Raw genomic sequence first — 18,321 nt, forward strand, 5'->3', positions numbered from 1 at the left:
GCGCCAGCGGCTGCGCACTGCCACCCCCGATACGGCCTGTTGTGGTTCAATGACAGCCTTTCGCTGCATCGCAACAAACACCATGCCCGCCCTCTGGATGATCGCCTCCTGCTTCCTGTTCGCCTGCATGGGGGTGTGCGTGAAGCTGGCGTCGAGCACGTTCTCCACCGGGGAGATCGTCCTCGGGCGCGGCGTCGTGAGCATGGCGATGATGGCCGCGCTCGCGCTCACCCAGGGCATTGCGCTGCGCACGCCACACTGGCGCATGCACGTCTCTCGCAGCCTGTCCGGGTCGACCGCCCTGGGGTGCTATTTCTTCGCAATCGGCACGCTGCCGCTCGCCACCGCGGTCACGCTCAACTACACCTCGCCACTCTTCGTCGCCCTCTTGCTGGCGCTGTTCTTCGGCGAGCGCCTGAACTGGCTCGCCTCGGGGGCGGTGATGATGGGCTTTGCCGGCGTGGTCGTTCTGCTGCGCCCTGCCCTGCACCCCGAGCAGTGGCTCGGCGCAGTCTCCGGCCTGGGCTCGGGCGCGCTCGCCAGCCTCGCCTACATCAGCCTGCGCGAGCTCGGCCGCGCCGGAGAGCCCGAGGTGCGCACGGTATTCTGGTTTTCGCTGATGACCACGGTCATCGGTCTGGCCTGGACGCTGGCGGGCGAACTGCACCGCCCCGATGCCGCGCAGTTCGCAACCCTGCTCGGCGTCGGCCTCTTCGGCGGGCTGGCACAGCTCGCCATGACGCGTTCCTACCGCTACGGGCGCACCGTCGTGTCGGCCAACCTGAGCTACGCCACCGTGGTGTTCGCGAGCCTTTTCGGCGTGCTGTTGTGGGACGAGCTCATGCCACCGAGCGCATGGCTGGCGATTGCGCTCATCGTCGCCGGCGCGATCCTGGTCTCGCTGAGTACGCGCAAAGCCGCCTGAAGCCTCACCGGCCACGGCACGGTCGCGTGCAATTGAGCCCGGCGGGCGTCAGGACTATAGTGGTGGCATCCGCGCCCACCCCATGGAGGCAGTCATGATCAGCACCGAGAACACGGACAGGATGGTTGCCATTGCCGTATTCGGCGAGTTCACCCTGGCTGACTACAAGGAGTTCGAGGAGGTGGTCAATTACCACATCCATTTCGGCGGCCAGCTCGACCTGCTCCTCGATCTGCGCCAGATGGTGGGATTCACACTCGACGTGGCCTGGGAAGAGATCAAGTTTTCGCGCCAGCACGCGAGTGACTTCCGCCGCATCGCCGTGCTCACCGAGGATCAGTGGCTGACCTGGAGCGCCTGGGTGTCGCAGCTTTTCGTCAATGCCGAAGTCAGGGTGTTCGCCGACGAGGACGAGGCGCGCGCCTGGCTGGAGGCAGACGAGGCCACCGAAGCCGCGCAGTGAGCGCAGGCCTGCCGTAAACGCGTCCCCATGAGCGCATCCTATTCAACCCTGATCGGCGCGGTGGAACTCGCCCAACGGCTGCGCGATCCGGACTGGGTCGTGTTCGACTGCCGCTTCGATCTCGCGGATCCCGCCTTCGGCAGCCGCGCGTATGCGCGCGGCCATCTGCCCGGGGCGTTCTTCGTCGACCTGGACGGCGATCTCTCCGGCACCAAGTCGGGACGCAACGGCCGCCACCCGCTGCCCGATCCCGCACGGCTCGTGTCGCGTCTCGAGGCTTGCGGCGTGGGCAATCACACCCAGGTCGTGGCCTACGACGACGCCGGCGGCATGTTCGCCGCACGGCTTTGGTGGTTGCTGCGCTGGTTCGGGCACCACCGGGTCGCCGTACTCGATGGCGGCCTTCAGGCCTGGCTGACAGCGGGCCAGGCATTGACCGACGAGGCGCCGACGCCGCGCCAGAGCAGCTACACCCTCGCCCTGCGCGCCGACCACGTCGAGGCCGCCTACGTGCTCCAGCACCTCGGCCAGCCAGACATGGTGCTCATCGATGCCCGCAGCCCCGATCGCTTCCGCGGCGAAAACGAGGTGCTCGACCCGGTCGGCGGCCATATCCCGGGTGCGATCAACCGCTTCTTTCGCGACAACCTCGACGCGCGCGGCTGCTTCAAGCAAGCCTCGGTGCTGCGCGAGGAGTTCGCCGCCCTGCTGGGCGCGCATTCACCGCGCCAGGTGGTGCATCAGTGCGGTTCCGGGGTCACCGCCTGCGTCAACCTGCTTGCGATGGAGGCGGCCGGGCTGTCCGGATCGCGACTCTATGGCGGCTCGTGGAGCGAATGGTGCGCCGATCCGGCACGGCCGGTGGCACGCGGGCCCGTCTGAGGCCGCCTCGCCCCGCGCCGAGGCCCCCCTCAGCTTACCAGTCGACCTTCTCCACCGGACCGAGTGAGCGACCGAGAAAGCGTTCGCCGATGGTCTGGAAACGCAGCGGCACGTCGCTCACGACGAAGCGGTAATCCGCCACGCCGCCTTCCGTGCGCGCGAGTCCCCCCTGCTGCAGCCGCTCGGCGGCCAGTTCGGCCGTCGTCAACGCCGAATCGATCAGCCGTACCCGCGGCCCGGCCACGTCGCGCAACAGCGGCTTGAGCAAGGGGTAGTGGGTACAGCCCAGCACAAGGCTGTCGACCTCCTCCGCGAGCACCGGTCGCAGGTACTCCTGCGCAGTGAGCCGGGTGACCTGGTGGTCCAGCCAACCCTCCTCGACCAGCGGCACGAACAGCGGGCAGGCCTGGGAATACACCCGCACCGCAGCATCGAGTTCGTGCATGCGGCGAGCATAGGCATTGCTGTTGATCGTCGTCGGCGTGCCGATCACGCCGATCCGCCGTCCCGACGAGGCCGCCACCGCGGCGCGCGCCCCGGCCTCGATCACGTCGAGCACCGGAATGCCGGCGGCCAGCCGGTGCACCACCTCGGCCGCCACGGCCGCCATGGTGTTGCAGGCGATGATCAGCATCTTGACCTCGCGCTGCAGCAGGAACTCGGTGATCTGCGCGGTGAAATGCTCGATGGTGGCGACCGACTTGACGCCGTAGGGCACGCGCGCGGTATCGCCAAAATAGACGATGCTCTCCAGCGGCAGACGTTCCATCAGCGCGCGCACCACGGTGAGCCCGCCGACGCCGGAGTCGAAGACGCCGATCGGGCGCGACGCAGCGGCCGCGCTCATTGCACGCCTCTCCCGCAGGATCTGGAAAGGGTCAAAGCAACACCACCGAGGCGAACTTGCGCTTGCCCACCTGCAGTACGACGGTCTCGCCGGCGCGCAAGGTCAGGCCCTTGTCCTCGGCGCGTTCGCCGTTGATGCGCACGCCGCCCTGCTCCACCATCCGCATCGCCTCCGAGGTCGTGCCGGTGAGGCCGGCCTGCTTGAGCACCTGGAACAGCGGCAACCCGTCGGCGCCGACGTTCACCTTGACCTGCGCGATGTCGTCGGGGATCGCATTGCGCTGGAAACGGGCCTCGAAGTCGGCGAGTGCCTCTTCGGCAGCGCGCTCGCCGTGGAAGCGGGCGACGAACTCCTGCGCCAGCATCACCTTGACGTCGCGCGGATTGCGCCCGCCTTCGACGTCGGCACGCAGCTGCGCAATCTCGGCACTGGAGCGGAAGGACAGCAGCTCGTAGTAGCGCCACATCAGCGTGTCGGACACCGACATGGTCTTGCCGAAGATCTCCTTCGCCGGCTCGGCGATGCCGATGTAGTTGCCGAGCGACTTCGACATCTTGTTGACGCCGTCGAGCCCCTCGAGCAGCGGCACCATCACCACGCACTGCGGCTCCTGGCCATAGTGCTTCTGCAGTTCGCGCCCCATCAGCAGGTTGAAGCGCTGGTCGGTACCGCCGAGCTCGACGTCGGACTTCATCGCCACCGAGTCGTAGCCCTGGCACAGCGGGTAGAGGAACTCGTGGATCGCGATCGGTTGGTTGCTGCCGTAGCGCTTGGCGAAGTCGTCGCGCTCGAGCATGCGCGCCACCGTCTGCTGCGCGGCCAGACGGATCATGCCAGCGGCGCCGAGATCGTTCATCCACGCCGAGTTGAAGCAGATCTCGGTCCTGTCGGGGTCGAGGATCTTGAATACCTGGTCCTGATAGGTCTTCGCGTTCTCCAGGATCTGCTCGCGCGACAAGGGCGGGCGCGTGCTGTTCTTGCCGCTGGGGTCGCCGATCATGCCGGTGAAGTCACCGATCAGGAACTGGACCTGATGCCCGAGTTCCTGGAAGTGACGCATCTTGTTGATCAGCACCGTGTGGCCGAGATGGAGGTCGGGCGCAGTCGGATCGAAGCCGGCCTTCACCCGCAGGGGGCGGCCACGCTTGAGCTTGTCGACCAGTTCGGCCTCGATCAGCACGGCATCCGTGCCGCGCTTGATCAGGTCGATCGCCGCCTGGACATCAGTCATTCAATTTCTCCAAAAATACCTTCCCGAACAAGGGACTTCCTTTGCTACACTTCCGCAACTTTTTTCCCGCATTCCAGCCACCGAGCTCATGAAGGCCAGAAAAACCCGAATTCTAGCCGATCTGCCGGCCCATCTCCTCTCCCGCCCCCGAACCTGGATCACCGCTGGCGTCGCCGGCGTGTCCTTGATGGGCGTGGTCGCCGCAACCGCCGTCGCCCCGGGCAGCGCGCCCGCCGACATCCTGTTCGAGCGCGTGGTCGAAACCCTGCCCGCGCCGGCGGCGATCGACGCGACCGCGGGCAGCGACCTGCCCTTCGTTCACAATGAACGCATCCAGGCCGGCGACAACCTGCAGGCGATCTTCAACCGCCTGCGCATCGACGACGCCGAGGCCCTCGCCTTCCTGTCCTCATCGGATGCCGGCAAGCAGGCGATCCGCCAGTTGCGCGCCGGTCGCTCGGTCACTGCAGTGGTCTCACCCAGCGGCCAGGTGCTGTCGTTCAGCCTGCCGCTGGGCAACACGTCCGAGCAGGTCGTCATCGAACGCGGCGACACCGGCCTCGCACTGCGCGAATCGCCGAGCGCGACCCAGACCAGGATGGTCGAGATGCGCTCGGGCACCATCACCCACTCGCTGTTCGGCGCCACCGACGATGCCGGCCTGCCCGACAGCGTCGCCACCCAGCTCGCCACCATCTTCGGTACCTGGATCGACTTCCACACCGACCTGCGCAAGGGCGACCGCTTCAATGTCGTCTATGAGGCGGTATATGAAGAGGGCAACCCGGTGCGTGCCGGCCGCATCCTGGCCGCGGAGTTCATCAACAACGGCGAGCGCCATGCGGTCGTGCTCTACCGCGGACCGAGCGGCAAGGAACAGTACTACAGCGACGACGGCCGCAGCCTGCAGCAGGGCTTCCTGCGCTCGCCGCTGGCATTCAGCCGCGTAAGCTCGAACTTCGGCCGCCGCCTGCACCCGATCCATGGCAGCTGGCGCAACCACAACGGCACCGACTTTGCCGCGCCGGTCGGCACGCCGATCATGGCAAGCTCGGACGCCACGATCGATTTCATCGGCAGCCAGCGCGGTTTCGGCAACCTGATCGTGCTGAAACATCGCAACAACATCACCACCCACTACGCCCACCTCAACGGCTTCGCGAAGGGCCTGAGCAAAGGTCAGACGGTCAGCCAGGGCGACGTGATCGGCTATGTGGGCTGCACCGGCTGGTGCACCGGCCCCCACCTGCACTACGAAGTTCGCATCAAGGATGTGCCCGCCGACCCGATGACGGTCGCCCTGCCGATGGCCGACTCCTTCAACGACAAGCAGCTCGCCGCCTTCAAGCGCGATACCGCACACCTGCGCCAGCGCTTCGCGCTCCTCAACTACGAGCTCGCCAGCGCCCGTTGATCTGCAGGCGGAGCACGAAGATAAAACGGGGCGCCGGAGCGCCCCGTTTTCATTTCCGGCCGCGCAGGACTCAGGCCGAGAACGACGAACCGCAACCGCAGGTGCTGGTCGCGTTCGGATTGCGGATCACGAACTGCGAACCCTCGAGGCCTTCGGTGTAGTCGATCTCCGCGCCCACCAGGTACTGGTAGCTCATCGGGTCGACCAGCAGCATCACGCCGTTCTTCTCGAAGGTGGTGTCGTCCTCGTTCACTTCCTCGTCGAAAGTGAAGCCGTACTGGAAGCCCGAACACCCGCCGCCCGACACGAAGACGCGCAGCTTGAGCTCAGGATTGCCTTCCTCTTCGATCAGCTCGCGAACCTTGTTCGCAGCGCTGTCGGTAAAGACCATGATTTCGGGGGTTTCGACTTCTGCGCTCATGTTTTCTCCTCTGTAGGGGCGTACCGCGGATGATGCGCCGCCCGCGGCTCCACCGTCAAAATCGGATCGTCGTCCGTGTTGCAAGTTCCCGTCAGGGGCTGACCGGAACGATGTCCAGCCCGGCTTCTTCGTCCATGCCGAACATGATGTTGAGGTTCTGCACCGCCTGCCCGGCCGCGCCTTTGACGAGATTGTCGATGACCGACAGCACGACCACGATGTCCCCGCCCTGCGGTCGATGCACCGCAATGCGGCACAGGTTCGAGGCACGCACCGAGCGCGTCTCCGGATGGCTGCCGGCCGGCATCACATCCACGAACGCCTCCCCTTGATAGCGCCGCTCGAATACTCCCTGCAGGTCGGACGCATCCACTCCGGGCCTGAGGCGGCCATATAGCGTGGCATGGATGCCGCGGATCATCGGCGTCAGATGCGGCACGAAGGTCAGCCCGACCGGCGCGCCTGCGGCCAGGGAGAGCCCCTGCCGAATCTCGGGCAGATGACGATGCCCCGGCACGCCGTAGGCCTTGAACGTATCGGCCGCCTCGGGGAGCAACGTATGCACCTCGGCCTTGCGCCCCGCACCGGAGACGCCCGACTTGGCGTCCGCGATCAGCTGAGCCGTGTCGATCAGCCCGGCTTCGATCAAGGGCAGGAAGCCGAGCTGCACTGCGGTCGGATAGCACCCCGGGTTGGCCAGCACGCGGGCCGAACGGATCTGCTCGCGATTGACCTCGGGCAGGCCATAGACCGCCTCGGCGACGAGTTCGGGTGCAGCGTGGTCCATGCCGTACCACTTCTGCCACTCGGCGACATCGCGGATGCGGAAATCGGCGGCCAAGTCGATCACGCGCACGCCGGCCGCGACCAGTTCGGCAGCCTGCTTCATGGCGATGCCGTTGGGCGTCGCGAAAAAGACTGCGTCGCATTTCTCCAAGGCGGCATCCTGCGGCGTGACGAACTTGAGATTCACCCGCCGACGCAGACTGGGAAACATGTCGGACACGGCCATCCCTGCCTCGCCGCGCGAGGTGATCGCCGTGAGTTCGACCCCCGGGTGCCGCGCCAGCAGGCGCAGCAGCTCGACGCCGGTGTATCCGGTACCGCCTACGACTCCAACCTTGATCATGCTTGCTCCTCGCAACGAAAGACGTCAGGTCCGGATTATCGCACCGTCAGCCATACGACGCAGTGCATGCGACCTGGCTGCGTGCGAGCACCTCCGCGCCAAACCCCTGAATGAATCAGGGTCAATCAAGCTCCCAAAGCACAAAAGCCGCCCCAAGGGGCGGCTCCTGCAGATCCGGCAGCAAACGGCGATCAGCGCTTCGAGAACTGCTTCGCGCGACGCGCCTTGCGCAGACCGACCTTCTTGCGCTCGACCTCGCGGGCATCGCGGGTCACGAAGCCCGCGGCACGCAGCTCGCCCTTGAGCTCGGCGTTGTAGTCGACCAGCGCACGGGTGATGCCGTGACGCACGGCGCCCGCCTGCCCGGACTCGCCACCACCGGTCACGTTGACCATGATGTCGAACTTGCCTTCGTTACCGGTCAGAACCAGCGGCTGACGCACGATCATGCGGCCGGTCTCGCGGGAGAAGAACTCGTCCACGGGCTTGCCGTTGACGACGATGTTGCCGGTGCCCGGCTTGATGAACACGCGCGCGACCGCAGTCTTGCGGCGACCGGTACCGTAGTTGTAAGTGACAGCCATCTATCGGCTCCTTCAGATCTCGAGAACTTGCGGCTGCTGAGCGGTGTGCGGATGCGACGGACCCGCGTAGCACTTCAGCTTCTTCAGCATGGCGTAGCCCAGCGGGCCCTTCGGCAGCATGCCCTTCACCGCCTTCTCGAGCACGCGCTCGGGGAAGCGCTGCTGGAGCTTGGTGAAGTTGGTTTCGTAGATACCGCCCGGGTAGCCCGAGTGACGGTAGTACTTCTTGTCCTGCGCCTTGTTGCCGGTCACGCGCAGCTTGTCGACGTTCACGACGACAATGAAGTCGCCGGTATCAACGTGCGGCGTGTAGATGGCCTTGTGCTTGCCACGCAGACGGCGGGCGACTTCGGCGGCGAGACGGCCAAGCACCTTGTCCGTGCCGTCGACAACGAACCAGTCGCGCTTGACTTCGTGCGGCTTGGCGGAAAACGTCTTCATGTGAATCCTCGATCTTTGTCGGGCCGTTGGAGATGGCCGTCAAACGGAAAGCTCGCAATCCTAAGACCAACAACCCAAGCATGTCAATCTCTGGATCGCGATCACGCTTGATCAAGCGCTAAAGGCAAAAAAAACGCAGTCCTTTTCGGACTGCGTTGAATCCACACCAAAGGAGGAGGGTGGAGGAGACACCATTTGGATCGGCGCGATATGTATGCTGGCCTAACGACCGAGCCGACGCGTCAGCGATCCGACTGGGACGAATTATGCAGTGACCCCGGACCCGCTGCAACAGATATTTGTGCGGCGCAGAATGAAAGTTTTGATTTTTTCATCAGCTCGCTTTATCAAACAGCAGCTTTTTGATTCAACTCAATTTTTCGCCAGAATCAAGCTACCGCGCCGCCGCCGGCAGGCCTCCACAAAATGCGTGAGTCATTGATTTTGTGCATTGCATCACTACGGGCCCGTATTGTCTCCTCGGTATGGCACCGCCCTCTCCGGGAACCCTGAGCAAGCACCCAGCCCCGCGGACGTCACACGCGCGTCGCCGACCGGCCGCGCGCCGATGTCGCGCTGCGGTAAAATCGGCGATTCGTCCGATCAACATCATCATGGGGCGCGCCCCGGGAGCAGACGCGAATGGAATGCACGATCAAGTGGCTCGATGGCATGAGCTTCATCGCCGAGACCGGCACCGGACACATCGTCGCGATGGACGGTGCACCCGAGGCGGGCGGGCGCAACCTCGCGCCGCGGCCGATGGAGTTGCTGCTGGCGGGCGCAGGCGGCTGCACCGCCTTCGACGTCGTGCTGATTCTCAAGCGGGGACGCCACGACGTCCGCGGCTGCAGCGTACGTCTGGAGGCAGAGCGCGCCGACGCCGACCCCAAGGTGTTCACCCGCATCCGTTTCGTCTATACCGTGAGCGGTCGCAACCTCAAGCGCGAGACGGTCGAGCGCGCCGTTCACCTGTCCGCAGAAAAGTACTGCTCCGCTTCGATCATGCTCGGCAAGACAGCCGAGATGATCCATGAGGTCGAGCTCATCGACGCCGACTGAGCCGCAGCGCAGCCTCCCCCGGGCGGGCAGGCTTCGCTCAGAGCCGGTACGACACCGTGGTCATGACGCGAGCAGCCAGCTTCATCACCGCCTTCGCCGGCGCCGGCAACGCGTGGGCGCCGAGACGCACGGCGGTCTCGGCGTGGTCGGCCTCATCGACCTTCATCTGCTCGACGATCGCACGCGAGCGCTGGTCGGCGGCGGGCAGGGTGTCGAGGTGGCCCTTCAGGTGATGCTCGACCTGGCGTTCGGTTTCGGCGAGGAAGCCCAGATTCCAGCGGTCTCCGAATCGCCCGGCGAGCAGCCCGATCGCGAGCGCACCGCCGTACCAGAGCGGATTGAGCAGACTTTTCCGCCCGCCCAGCTCGGCGATGCGGCGCTCCGTCCACGCAAGGTGCTCGGTCTCCTCCTGCGAGGCCTGGCGAAGAGTGTCGCGGATCGCGGGGTCGCGGGACATGATCGACTGCCCCTGATACAGAGCCTGCGCGCACACCTCGCCGACGTGATTGACACGCATCAGCGCCGCCGCATGATCGCGCTCGGTCGCGCTCATCTCGACATCCGCGACATCCTCGCCCGGAACCGGCCGCACGCTGCGGGCCGGCGCGAAGACCGTACGCATCGCCTTGTCGAACTCGATGATGGCCTGGTCGAGCATTATCGTTCTCCGAAGGGTCGAGTCGGGTCGCGCCGCTGCTGCAGCAAGCGCAGCGCGTGAGCCCGATCGCGGGGAGCGGCCGGGCCGTCGCAGAAGTAGTCGTAAGCCAGCGCGGCGCGCGGCCGGTTGTAGGTATTGTCGCTGATAGGCTGCCAGTCGCTGTTCTTCATCGGCACCCAGCTGCCGTCCTTGCGTCCGCTCGCGTAGATCCGCCGCTCCCCGGTCGCGCAGCGAATGCCCTCGAAGGTCACGTTCTCCGCGCCACCGGGCGTACGCACCACGAGCGTGTAGCGCACGACGCGATCCTCTCCGACGCTGATGCTCGCCTCATCGACGAAGAAGCCGTTCGGGGACGGCGAGCCGACATCGAACGCACGCAGGCCGTCGGGCTGCGGCGCCTGCGGCATCGACACCTCGCCCTCCTTCCAGTCGGGGTCGGCATCGACGAGCAGACCCGCCTGTGCGGCGCTGGAAGCGACGGCGAGCGCCATGACCCCCCCGCGCAGGCAACGATTCAGACTCGAGTTCAAGTTCGCAGCTCTCCGCGCGATATTCACCGTGATGGCAGCACCCGCCGCAGGCCACTCGGACGGCCGGTTGCATGCGGTGCTCATGCGGTACCCCGTTCAGGACGCTGCCCGATCACCACCCTCACCGGCTCCGGCGCCAATCCGGCGTCGGGCTCGGGGAGGCGATAACTCTCGGGCAGCTCGAAGCTGCGCGAGCGGAACAGGATGCGCGCGAGCTCGATCAGGGCAAGCTGGTACACTTGGCGCTTGAACTCGATCACCGCATCGAGCGGCACCCAATAATTGCTCCAGCGCCAGGCATCGAATTCCGGATGCGTGCTCGCGCGCAGACAGACGTCCGAGTCCCGCCCCACCAGGCGCAACAGAAACCAGATCTGTTTCTGCCCGCGATAGGTGTTGCGCCACTCGCGCCGTATCCAGTGCTTGGGCACCTCGTAGCGCAGCCAGCCGCGCGTGCGGCCCAGGATCTTGACGTGCTCCGGGCGCAGCCCGACTTCCTCGAAAAGCTCCCGGTACATGGCCTGCTCGGGCGATTCGCCGTGCTTGATGCCACCTTGGGGAAACTGCCAGGAATGTTCGCGGATGCGCTTGCCCCAGAACACCTCATTGCGCGCATTGACCAGAATGATGCCGACGTTCGGGCGAAAGCCTTCACGATCCAGCATGAGTAACCTTCAGATTCGGTTGATTGGTCGCGATTTTTTCACACTTGCGCATGCTTTGAAAGCGCACCATCTGCGTGCATCCGCTAAGCTGCGGCAGCAGAGAACGTCGCGCCCCGATGCCATGCGCTAGAATCGCGGGCTTGCCCACGTTCCTTTCGTCACTCAGTCGAAGACCCTCATGCGCGCCAGCCAGTTCCATCTCTTCACCCTCAAGGAAGCCCCTTCGGACGCCGAAGTCGTCAGCCAGAAGCTCATGCTGCGCGCGGGCATGATCCGCAAGGTCGCCGCCGGCATCTACAGCTACATGCCGATGGGCCTGCGTGCCATCCGCAAGGTCGAGACCATCATCCGCGAGGAGATGGACCGTGCCGGCGCAATGGAGCTGACCATGCCGATGGTGCAGCCTGCAGAGCTCTGGAACGAGACCGGGCGCTGGGACAAGATGGGCGACGAGCTGCTGCGCTTCAAGGACCGCCACGCGCGCGACTTCGCGCTGCAGCCCACCTCCGAGGAGGTCGTCACCGACATCGCGCGCCAGGAGCTCAAGAGCTACCGCCAGCTGCCGAAGAACTTCTACCAGATCCAGACCAAGTTCCGCGACGAGCGCAGGCCGCGCTTCGGCGTCATGCGCGGGCGCGAGTTCACGATGAAGGACGCCTACTCCTTCGATCGCAGCGAGGAAGCCGCCGGGCGCAGCTACGACATCATGTTCGCCGCCTACAAGCGCATCTTCGACCGCATCGGCCTCGAGTACCGCGCGGTGGCGGCCGACACGGGCGCCATCGGCGGCGACCGCTCGCACGAGTTCCAGGTCATCGCCGATACCGGCGAGGACGCCATCGTCTACTGCCCCGACTCCGACTACGCCGCCAACATCGAGCTCGCCGAGGCGGTGTCGCTGCTCGCCCGCCGCGCCGAGCCCGCCAAGGCGCTGGAGAAGACGCCCACCCCGGGCAAGGCCACCTGCGAGGACGTCGCCGAACTGCTCGGCGTACCGCTGGCGACCACGGTGAAGTCGCTGGTGCTCGCCACCGACGACCTCGACGACAAGGGCAATCCCGCCGGCGTTACCGTCTGGCTGCTGCTGGTGCGCGGCGACCACGCGCTCAACGAGGTCAAGGCCGGCAAGCTGCCGGGCCTCAAGGCGGGCTTCCGCTTCGCCACCGAGGCCGAGATCCTCGCGCACTTCGGCTGCAAACCGGGCTATCTCGGCCCGATCGGGCTCAAGAAGCCGGTCAAGGCGATCGCCGACCGCACTGTCGCCCACATGGCCGACTTCATCTGCGGCGCCAATGACGCGGACTTCCACTTCACCGGCGCCAACTGGGGCCGGGACCTGCCCGAGCCCGACCTGGTCGCAGACATCCGCAACGTCGTCGAGGGCGACCCCAGCCCCGACGGCAAAGGCGTGCTCGCCATCCAGCGCGGCATCGAAGTCGGTCACGTGTTCTACCTCGGCACCAAGTACTCCAAGGCGATGAACGCCACCTTCCTCGACGAGGACGGCAAGCCCAAGCACTTCGAGATGGGCTGCTACGGCATCGGCGTCACCCGCATCCTGGGCGCCGCGATCGAGCAGAACCACGACGCCCGCGGCATCATCTGGCCGCGCGCGATCGCGCCCTTCGAAGTGGTGATCTGCCCGGTGGGCTGGGGCAAGTCGCAGGCGGTGCGCGACGAGGCGCAGAAGCTCTACGACGCGCTCATCGCCACCGGCGTCGACGCCATCCTCGACGATCGCGACGAACGTCCGGGCGTGATGTTCGCCGACTGGGAGCTCATCGGCGTGCCGCACCGCGTCACCATCGGCGACCGCGGACTCAAGGAAGGCGTGGTCGAATACCAGGGCCGGCGTGATGCCGAGGCCGCCAAGCTGCCCGTGGGCGAAGTGTTCGGCCACGTGCTCGACCGCCTGAAACGGGACTGACCTCCAAAGAATCGGCCATGCTCCGACTGCCCGCCCCGCTCCGCCAGTTCGCCGCCGCCTGCGTACTCGCGCTCGCGGCGCAGGGCGTGCAGGCGGGCGCGCAGCAGTACGAGCCCATGGCCGCCAGCGTGCGCGCCGCATTGCACGCCGCGGTCAGCGACGCTGCCGCGCCGACGCTGCCGATCCCCGATGCCGGCGAACGCGCGCAGTGGCTCGACGAGATGTCGCGCCGGCTGGCCAAGCGCATCCCCGACGAGGCCTATCGCAAGGAACTCCTCACCAGCATTCATTACGAGGCGACCCGCGCCGGGCTCGACCCGCAGCTGGTGCTCGGTCTCATCCAGGTCGAGAGCGCCTTCCGCAAGTACGCGATCTCGTCGGCGGGCGCGCGCGGCTACATGCAGGTGATGCCGTTCTGGATCAAGGTCATCGGCCGAGAGGACGACAACCTCTTCCACATGCGCACGAACCTGCGCTACGGCTGCACCATCCTGCGCCACTACCTCGACATCGAGAAGGGCGATCTCTTCCGCGCCCTGGGCCGCTACAACGGCAGCCTGGGCAAGCCGCACTATCCCAACCTGGTGCGTGCGGCCTGGGAAAAACACTGGAACTGGACGCCGCAGCAGCTCGCAGCCGCGGCCCAGCGCGCACCCGGCACGATCGCCGGGTCGCGCTGAGTGTCGCCTCAGCCCGCCACCGCGGCGAGCGGGCGAGCGTCCTGCTGCTTGGCTTCAACGGCGCGCAACCCCTCCTTGCCACTCGCGCTCAGGGACTGCACGTCGCCGGACAACTCCCCGCCTTCCTCGATCAGGATCTTGCCGTAGCGGATCTTTCCGCTCACCTGGCCGGTGGCGTGGATCAGCAGCTGCTTGCGCGCGGTCAGCTCGCCCTCGAAGTGTCCATGGATCTCGGCGATGTCGATGCCGACGGTACCCTTGTAGGCGCCCTTCTCGGCAATCCTCAGCACCCGGCTGTCCATCGTGGCTTCGACCCGGCCTTCCACGACCAGCGTGTCGCAGTCGAGGATCTCGGCCCCCTTGAGCTTGACCTCGGGACCGACGATCAGCCGGCTCTCGCCGGTGGCTTCCACACCCGTCGTCTCGGCGACGCTTTCGGCTTCGCGCGCGCCCTGCACATCCCCCTTTGGTACGCGCTCGCCCGCGCCCGTCGCCGCGCTGCTGGCGGCAACCGCATCTGCCGTAGCGGCCGTGCTGGTGGCGCTCACGCTACTGCCCACCGGGCGCTGGGCAGTGCGGAGAGCGGCGGAATCAGCGGGTTTGTGGAACAGATTGGACTTGTTGAACATGCTTTCTCCTTGATTGCGGTGCAGTCCCTGCGCTGCGGTCCGGCCCTTCCGAACGCAAGCCACATGCCAGATGCGGAGGGACAGAAATTTTCACCATTCAAACATAGACTTGCAGGCTCGTTACCGCCCCCTGGAGCCGCCCCGAGCAGCCGGCACGCAAGCAGCTTGTCGCCCATGCCCGACGGCCGTCGCCGTATCGAGCGCCGGATGCCCCGTTTTGCCAGCCTTCGGCCATGTCGCCGAACGGCGACATGGCCGAAGGCACTTCGCTTACTTCGGCTTGCACTTCCCCGACTGCATACGCGTCCATGCTGGCCTAGACTTTGCAGTCCGCCTGCCACCACGCGCTTCCCCCACCATGCTTCGCCCGTCCTTTCGCAGCACCCTGCTGGTGAGCTTCCTGTTGATCGCCGGCACGCTGGCGGCCGCGGCCACCAGCGGCTGGCTCGGTGTGGAAGCGATCGCCCGCGCGATCCAGGATGGAAACCGGCGTGCGCTCGGCCTCAGCGCAGCAGCGCGCGAACTCGGCGAACGCACGGTCGATCTGGAGCGCAGTGCGCGCCAGTACCTCGTCCTGGGCGAGCCCGCGCTCCTCGAGCGCTTCCGGCTCATCCTCGCCGACGCGCTCACGGCCCTGGCCACGGTCGAACGGGGCGACGCCACCCTGGCCGCGCGAAGCGCCGAATGGCGCACGGTTGCGCAGGCCATCGAGAGGCGACTCGCCGCCAGCGCAGCCGTCGCCGCAAACGGCTCCGAGGCTGCGCCCGCCTCCACCACGGGTACGCCGAGCGGCGCCGAGGCCTCCCCGCCCGACGACTCGCCCACCGCCCAAGGCCGCGCGGAAATCGACGCGGCGCCTGCCCCCGAAGCCGACTTCGATCGCCTCACACACCTCGCCGCGGCACTCGTCGCCGACGTCGAGCAACATCTCGCGCAGCGGAACCAGGCCCTGATGGCCGCGCTCGACGACGAGCGCCAAGGCGTCGCCGCTCAGATCCTCGCCGCCCTGCTGCTGGCCGGCGCACTGGCGGCGATCAGCGGCTGGTGGCTGCTGCGCCCGCTCGGTCGCATCGAACACGCGATCGCCGAACTCGGCGAGAACCGCCTCGCGCAGCCAATCCGCATCTCCGGGCCCGCGGACCTGCGCCAGCTCGGTGAGCGTCTCGACTGGCTGCGCCTGCGCCTGGCCGAGCTGGAAGCCAACCGCAACCGCGTGCTGCGCCACGTGTCGCACGAGCTCAAGACCCCGCTCGCCTCCCTGCGCGAAGGCGTCGCCCTGCTCGCCGACGGCGTGCTCGGCCGTCTCAATGCCGAGCAGCGGGAAGTCGCCGGCATCCTCGAGCACAGTGCACGCGCACTGCAGGAACGCATCGAGCAGTTGCTGAAGTACAACGCGAGCCAGTTCGACGCCCGCACGCTGCACTTGCAGCCGAGCGCGCTGATGCCGCTGCTGCGCGAGGTGGGTGGCGAACATCAGCTGATCACCCAGGCGCGCGGCATCACGATGGAGTTCTCCGGTACGGCGCCGATCGTCCATGCCGATGTCGGCAAGCTGCGCATCGCCTTCTCCAACCTGCTCGCCAACGCGATCGCCTTCAGCCCCGCAGGCGGCCGCATTTGCGTCGAGGTCGGCCTCGCCGGCGAGCGCGTGATCGTCGACTGCCGCGACGACGGCCCCGGGATCGAACCCGACGAGCTCGAGCGCATTTTCGAACCGTTCTTCCAGGGCCGGCGCAGCGCGCCCGGTGCGACCAAGGGCAGCGGCATCGGGCTGGCGATCGTGCGCGAGTTCATCACCGCGCATCACGGCCAGGTGCGCGCGCTACCGAGCGAACAGGGCGCCCACTTCCGGGTCGAATTACCGCATGCCTGAACGTCACGCCTTCCTTTCGCCCTCCGTCGCCCGCTTTCCGCGTACCCCCGTGTGGCCGCGGCCGGCTGCGATGCATTTCGCGGCCGCCCTGTTCGCGGTCGCGCTCGGCGGCTGCGGCACGCTGCCGCAGTGGCTGGCCGCAGAGGCCCCGACACCGGAAACGACCGTCGAAGCCAGTGCCCATGAGGCCGCTCAGCAGAAGCTTCATATCGCGGTGCAGGCAGCCCAGCCCGGTCAGGCCCGCCTCGCCACGGCCCGGCGCGCCCTCGAGAGCCTGCTGGCCGACGATCGTCCCGAGGCACGCGCCGTCCATCCCTATGCGCGAGCGCTGCTCGAACAGGTGCGCGAACGCCAGCGCCTGGCAAGCCTGAACGAGCGCCTGAGCCGCGAGCTCGAGCAGCGCGAGCACGATAGCGGCGAGCGAGAAGGCGAACTCGGGGAGCTGCGGCGCCAGAACGCCGAACTGCGGCGCAAGCTCGATGCCCTGACCGAGATCGAGCGCCGACTGACCCCGCCCGCCCCACCCCCCCGTCCCGGTCCGCCGCAATGACGCAGGGGACCGAACCGCAGGCCGCCGGCGGGGCGCCAGAGGCGCGCCTGCTGCTGGTGGATGACGACGCCGACCTACTCCGGCTGCTCGCGATGCGCCTTCGGGCCAGCGGCTACCGCGTCGCCACGGCAGACTGCGTACAGGCAGCACGCATGCGGCTCGGGGTCGAGCGCTTCGATCTCGTGGTGAGCGACGTCCGCCTGCCTGACGGCGATGGACTCGCGCTGTTCGAAGACATCCGCCGTCAGCACCCGGCGCTGCCCGTCATCCTGCTCACCGCCCACGGCAGCATCCCGGACGCGGTCGAGGCGACCTCGCGGGGGGTGGCCGGCTACCTCACCAAGCCCTTCGACAGCAAGGCCCTGCTGCAGGGCATCCGCCAGGCGCTCCAGCGCTCGACGCCAACCGCCGCACCCCGCACCGTCGACAATGCCGCCTGGCGCGCAGCCATCATCAGCCACAGCAGCCGCATGCACGCCCTCCTCGACGAGGCCCGCCTCGTCGCCGCCTCGGACGCCAGCGTGCTGATCCGTGGCGACAGCGGCACCGGAAAGGAACTGCTCGCACGCGCGATTCACCTCGCCAGCCCTCGCGCAGCAGCGCCCTTCATCGCCATCAACTGCGGCGCCATCCCCGAGCCCCTGCTCGAATCCGAGCTGTTCGGCCATGTGCGCGGCGCGTTCACCGGCGCCACCAGCGCTCATACCGGTCTCATCCAGGCCGCACACGGCGGCACCCTGTTCCTCGACGAGATCGGCGACATGCCCGCGGCGCTGCAGGTGAAGCTGTTGCGCGTACTCCAGGAGCGCGCCGTGCGCCCGGTGGGCGCGACCCGGGCACAGGCGGTGGACCTGCGGATCGTCTCGGCCACCCACCGCGATCTCGACGCCGCCCTCGCCGAAGGCCAGTTCCGCGAGGATCTGTACTACCGCATCAACGTCGTTCACCTCGAGTTGCCCACCCTGGCCGAACGCCGCGAGGACATCCCGCTGCTGGCCGAACACTTCCTGCGCAGCCTGGCGCGGAAGTACGACAAACGCCTCACCGGCTTCGCCGCCGACGCGCTCGAGGCACTCGCCACCGCCCCCTGGCCGGGCAATGTGCGCCAGTTGCACAACGTCGTCGAGCAGGTATGCGCGCTCGCCACCACGCCGCTGATCCCGCGCGCCCTGGTCGAGCGCGCGCTGCGCGTGAGGCCGATGGAGGCGCTCGGCTACGCCGAGGCCAAGCGCCGCTTCGAGCGAAACTACCTGATACAGCTGCTGAAACTTACTGCGGGTAATGTTTCCGACGCTGCACGGCTGGCCGAACGCAACCGCACCGAGTTCTACCGCCTGCTGCAGCGACACGGCCTCACGCCCGACCTGTTTCGCGGCGACGGACCCGATGTCGAACAATGAACGAGAACAC

The 18,321-nt window shown here is 67.0% G+C and carries 20 protein-coding genes; 10 read left to right on the top strand and 10 right to left on the bottom strand.

From position 1 onward, the window contains the following. Window positions 1-82 precede the first annotated feature (82 nt). The 3 genes from AAG895_RS14625 (at window position 83) to AAG895_RS14635 (ending at window position 2,270) form a co-directional block, all read left to right on the top strand. The gene (locus AAG895_RS14625) at window positions 83-925 is read left to right on the top strand and encodes a DMT family transporter (RefSeq protein WP_345792729.1); all 843 of its coding nucleotides are present in this window, start codon (window positions 83-85) and stop codon (window positions 923-925) included. A gap of 94 nt (window positions 926-1,019) precedes the next feature. Next, window positions 1,020-1,388: an STAS/SEC14 domain-containing protein gene (locus AAG895_RS14630; RefSeq protein ID WP_345792730.1), complete on the top strand. Its 369-nt coding sequence runs from the start codon at window positions 1,020-1,022 to the stop codon at window positions 1,386-1,388. A gap of 27 nt (window positions 1,389-1,415) precedes the next feature. Further along, window positions 1,416-2,270: a sulfurtransferase gene (locus AAG895_RS14635; RefSeq protein WP_345792731.1), complete on the top strand. Its 855-nt coding sequence runs from the start codon at window positions 1,416-1,418 to the stop codon at window positions 2,268-2,270. Window positions 2,271-2,304: 34 nt separating this feature from the next. On the opposite strand, the gene murI is transcribed toward AAG895_RS14635, so the two are convergent. Continuing rightward, entirely contained in the window at window positions 2,305-3,117 is an 813-nt protein-coding gene (gene murI / locus AAG895_RS14640) for a glutamate racemase (RefSeq protein WP_345792732.1), read from the bottom strand. A gap of 31 nt (window positions 3,118-3,148) precedes the next feature. Beyond that, entirely contained in the window at window positions 3,149-4,348 is a 1,200-nt protein-coding gene (gene tyrS, locus AAG895_RS14645) for a tyrosine--tRNA ligase (RefSeq protein ID WP_345792733.1), read from the bottom strand. An 88-nt stretch (window positions 4,349-4,436) separates the two neighbouring features. Between tyrS and AAG895_RS14650 the strand changes: the two genes are divergently transcribed. Continuing rightward, window positions 4,437-5,762: a M23 family metallopeptidase gene (locus AAG895_RS14650; protein WP_345792734.1), complete on the top strand. Its 1,326-nt coding sequence runs from the start codon at window positions 4,437-4,439 to the stop codon at window positions 5,760-5,762. A 70-nt stretch (window positions 5,763-5,832) separates the two neighbouring features. Here AAG895_RS14650 and erpA read toward each other — a convergent pair whose 3' ends face one another. From erpA to rplM, 4 genes are all read right to left on the bottom strand, one after another. After that, window positions 5,833-6,183, bottom strand: coding sequence for an iron-sulfur cluster insertion protein ErpA (gene erpA / locus AAG895_RS14655; protein WP_345792735.1), 351 nt, complete (start codon window positions 6,181-6,183; stop codon window positions 5,833-5,835). A 91-nt stretch (window positions 6,184-6,274) separates the two neighbouring features. Continuing rightward, window positions 6,275-7,312 (bottom strand): N-acetyl-gamma-glutamyl-phosphate reductase, encoded by a 1,038-nt coding sequence (gene argC / locus AAG895_RS14660; RefSeq protein ID WP_345792736.1) that lies wholly within the window; start codon window positions 7,310-7,312, stop codon window positions 6,275-6,277. Between the two features lie 191 nt (window positions 7,313-7,503). Then, complete coding sequence (gene rpsI / locus AAG895_RS14665) at window positions 7,504-7,896, bottom strand: 30S ribosomal protein S9 (protein WP_345792737.1); 393 nt, start codon at window positions 7,894-7,896, stop codon at window positions 7,504-7,506. A gap of 12 nt (window positions 7,897-7,908) precedes the next feature. After that, entirely contained in the window at window positions 7,909-8,337 is a 429-nt protein-coding gene (rplM, locus tag AAG895_RS14670) for a 50S ribosomal protein L13 (protein ID WP_002924531.1), read from the bottom strand. A gap of 642 nt (window positions 8,338-8,979) precedes the next feature. On the opposite strand from rplM, the gene AAG895_RS14675 reads away from it, so the two are divergent. Further along, window positions 8,980-9,399 (top strand): OsmC family protein, encoded by a 420-nt coding sequence (locus AAG895_RS14675; RefSeq protein ID WP_345792738.1) that lies wholly within the window; start codon window positions 8,980-8,982, stop codon window positions 9,397-9,399. 37 nt (window positions 9,400-9,436) lie between these two features. Here the strand turns inward: AAG895_RS14675 and coq7 are convergent, their stop codons facing one another. The 3 genes from coq7 to AAG895_RS14690 form a co-directional block, all read right to left on the bottom strand. Further along, window positions 9,437-10,057 carry a 2-polyprenyl-3-methyl-6-methoxy-1,4-benzoquinone monooxygenase gene (coq7, locus tag AAG895_RS14680; protein WP_345792739.1) on the bottom strand — a complete coding sequence of 207 codons (621 nt, stop codon included), beginning with the start codon at window positions 10,055-10,057 and terminating at the stop codon, window positions 9,437-9,439. Then, a complete protein-coding gene (locus AAG895_RS14685) occupies window positions 10,057-10,548 on the bottom strand; it encodes a CNP1-like family protein (protein ID WP_345792740.1) in 492 nt (163 codons plus the stop codon). The genes coq7 and AAG895_RS14685 overlap by 1 nt, the downstream gene beginning before the upstream one ends. Window positions 10,549-10,667: 119 nt before the next feature. Then, a complete protein-coding gene (locus AAG895_RS14690; RefSeq protein WP_345792741.1) occupies window positions 10,668-11,252 on the bottom strand; it encodes an RNA pyrophosphohydrolase in 585 nt (194 codons plus the stop codon). A 178-nt stretch (window positions 11,253-11,430) separates the two neighbouring features. On the opposite strand from AAG895_RS14690, the gene AAG895_RS14695 reads away from it, so the two are divergent. Together AAG895_RS14695 and AAG895_RS14700 are read left to right on the top strand one after the other, a co-directional pair. Further along, on the top strand, window positions 11,431-13,179 hold the full coding sequence (locus AAG895_RS14695) for a proline--tRNA ligase (RefSeq protein ID WP_345792742.1): 1,749 nt from the start codon (window positions 11,431-11,433) through the stop codon (window positions 13,177-13,179). A 17-nt stretch (window positions 13,180-13,196) separates the two neighbouring features. Further along, on the top strand, window positions 13,197-13,859 hold the full coding sequence (locus tag AAG895_RS14700; protein WP_345792743.1) for a lytic transglycosylase domain-containing protein: 663 nt from the start codon (window positions 13,197-13,199) through the stop codon (window positions 13,857-13,859). Between the two features lie 8 nt (window positions 13,860-13,867). On the opposite strand, the gene AAG895_RS14705 is transcribed toward AAG895_RS14700, so the two are convergent. After that, entirely contained in the window at window positions 13,868-14,488 is a 621-nt protein-coding gene (locus AAG895_RS14705; RefSeq protein ID WP_345792744.1) for a polymer-forming cytoskeletal protein, read from the bottom strand. 358 nt (window positions 14,489-14,846) lie between these two features. Between AAG895_RS14705 and AAG895_RS14710 the strand changes: the two genes are divergently transcribed. From AAG895_RS14710 to AAG895_RS14720, 3 genes are read left to right on the top strand one after another with little or no spacing between them, the layout of a single operon-like run. After that, complete coding sequence (locus AAG895_RS14710; protein ID WP_345792745.1) at window positions 14,847-16,361, top strand: ATP-binding protein; 1,515 nt, start codon at window positions 14,847-14,849, stop codon at window positions 16,359-16,361. Further along, window positions 16,354-16,911 (top strand): hypothetical protein, encoded by a 558-nt coding sequence (locus tag AAG895_RS14715; protein ID WP_345792746.1) that lies wholly within the window; start codon window positions 16,354-16,356, stop codon window positions 16,909-16,911. The genes AAG895_RS14710 and AAG895_RS14715 overlap by 8 nt, the downstream gene beginning before the upstream one ends. Then, window positions 16,908-18,311 (top strand): sigma 54-interacting transcriptional regulator, encoded by a 1,404-nt coding sequence (locus AAG895_RS14720; protein ID WP_345792747.1) that lies wholly within the window; start codon window positions 16,908-16,910, stop codon window positions 18,309-18,311. Before AAG895_RS14715 ends, AAG895_RS14720 begins: the two co-directional genes overlap by 4 nt. Window positions 18,312-18,321: the final 10 nt, after the last annotated feature.

The sequence above is a fragment of the Thauera sp. JM12B12 genome (genome assembly GCF_039614725.1).
In the GTDB taxonomy this organism is placed as follows: domain Bacteria; phylum Pseudomonadota; class Gammaproteobacteria; order Burkholderiales; family Rhodocyclaceae; genus Thauera.

Bases quoted from the DNA above. Each gene is read 5' to 3' on its own strand.
- AAG895_RS14710 (WP_345792745.1), top strand. From the start codon at position 14,847: ATGCTTCGCCCGTCCTTTCGCAGCACCCTGCTGGTGAGCTTCCTGTTG.
- coq7 (WP_345792739.1), bottom strand. From the start codon at position 10,057: ATGCTCGACCAGGCCATCATCGAGTTCGACAAGGCGATGCGTACGGTC.
- tyrS (WP_345792733.1), bottom strand. From the start codon at position 4,348: ATGACTGATGTCCAGGCGGCGATCGACCTGATCAAGCGCGGCACGGAT.
- AAG895_RS14625 (WP_345792729.1), top strand. From the start codon at position 83: ATGCCCGCCCTCTGGATGATCGCCTCCTGCTTCCTGTTCGCCTGCATG.
- argC (WP_345792736.1), bottom strand. From the start codon at position 7,312: ATGATCAAGGTTGGAGTCGTAGGCGGTACCGGATACACCGGCGTCGAG.
- AAG895_RS14635 (WP_345792731.1), top strand. From the start codon at position 1,416: ATGAGCGCATCCTATTCAACCCTGATCGGCGCGGTGGAACTCGCCCAA.
- rplM (WP_002924531.1), bottom strand. From the start codon at position 8,337: ATGAAGACGTTTTCCGCCAAGCCGCACGAAGTCAAGCGCGACTGGTTC.
- AAG895_RS14630 (WP_345792730.1), top strand. From the start codon at position 1,020: ATGATCAGCACCGAGAACACGGACAGGATGGTTGCCATTGCCGTATTC.
- AAG895_RS14690 (WP_345792741.1), bottom strand. From the start codon at position 11,252: ATGCTGGATCGTGAAGGCTTTCGCCCGAACGTCGGCATCATTCTGGTC.
- rpsI (WP_345792737.1), bottom strand. From the start codon at position 7,896: ATGGCTGTCACTTACAACTACGGTACCGGTCGCCGCAAGACTGCGGTC.
- AAG895_RS14675 (WP_345792738.1), top strand. From the start codon at position 8,980: ATGGAATGCACGATCAAGTGGCTCGATGGCATGAGCTTCATCGCCGAG.
- AAG895_RS14685 (WP_345792740.1), bottom strand. From the start codon at position 10,548: ATGGCGCTCGCCGTCGCTTCCAGCGCCGCACAGGCGGGTCTGCTCGTC.
- AAG895_RS14650 (WP_345792734.1), top strand. From the start codon at position 4,437: ATGAAGGCCAGAAAAACCCGAATTCTAGCCGATCTGCCGGCCCATCTC.
- murI (WP_345792732.1), bottom strand. From the start codon at position 3,117: ATGAGCGCGGCCGCTGCGTCGCGCCCGATCGGCGTCTTCGACTCCGGC.
- AAG895_RS14700 (WP_345792743.1), top strand. From the start codon at position 13,197: ATGCTCCGACTGCCCGCCCCGCTCCGCCAGTTCGCCGCCGCCTGCGTA.
- AAG895_RS14715 (WP_345792746.1), top strand. From the start codon at position 16,354: ATGCCTGAACGTCACGCCTTCCTTTCGCCCTCCGTCGCCCGCTTTCCG.
- AAG895_RS14695 (WP_345792742.1), top strand. From the start codon at position 11,431: ATGCGCGCCAGCCAGTTCCATCTCTTCACCCTCAAGGAAGCCCCTTCG.
- erpA (WP_345792735.1), bottom strand. From the start codon at position 6,183: ATGAGCGCAGAAGTCGAAACCCCCGAAATCATGGTCTTTACCGACAGC.
- AAG895_RS14720 (WP_345792747.1), top strand. From the start codon at position 16,908: ATGACGCAGGGGACCGAACCGCAGGCCGCCGGCGGGGCGCCAGAGGCG.
- AAG895_RS14705 (WP_345792744.1), bottom strand. From the start codon at position 14,488: ATGTTCAACAAGTCCAATCTGTTCCACAAACCCGCTGATTCCGCCGCT.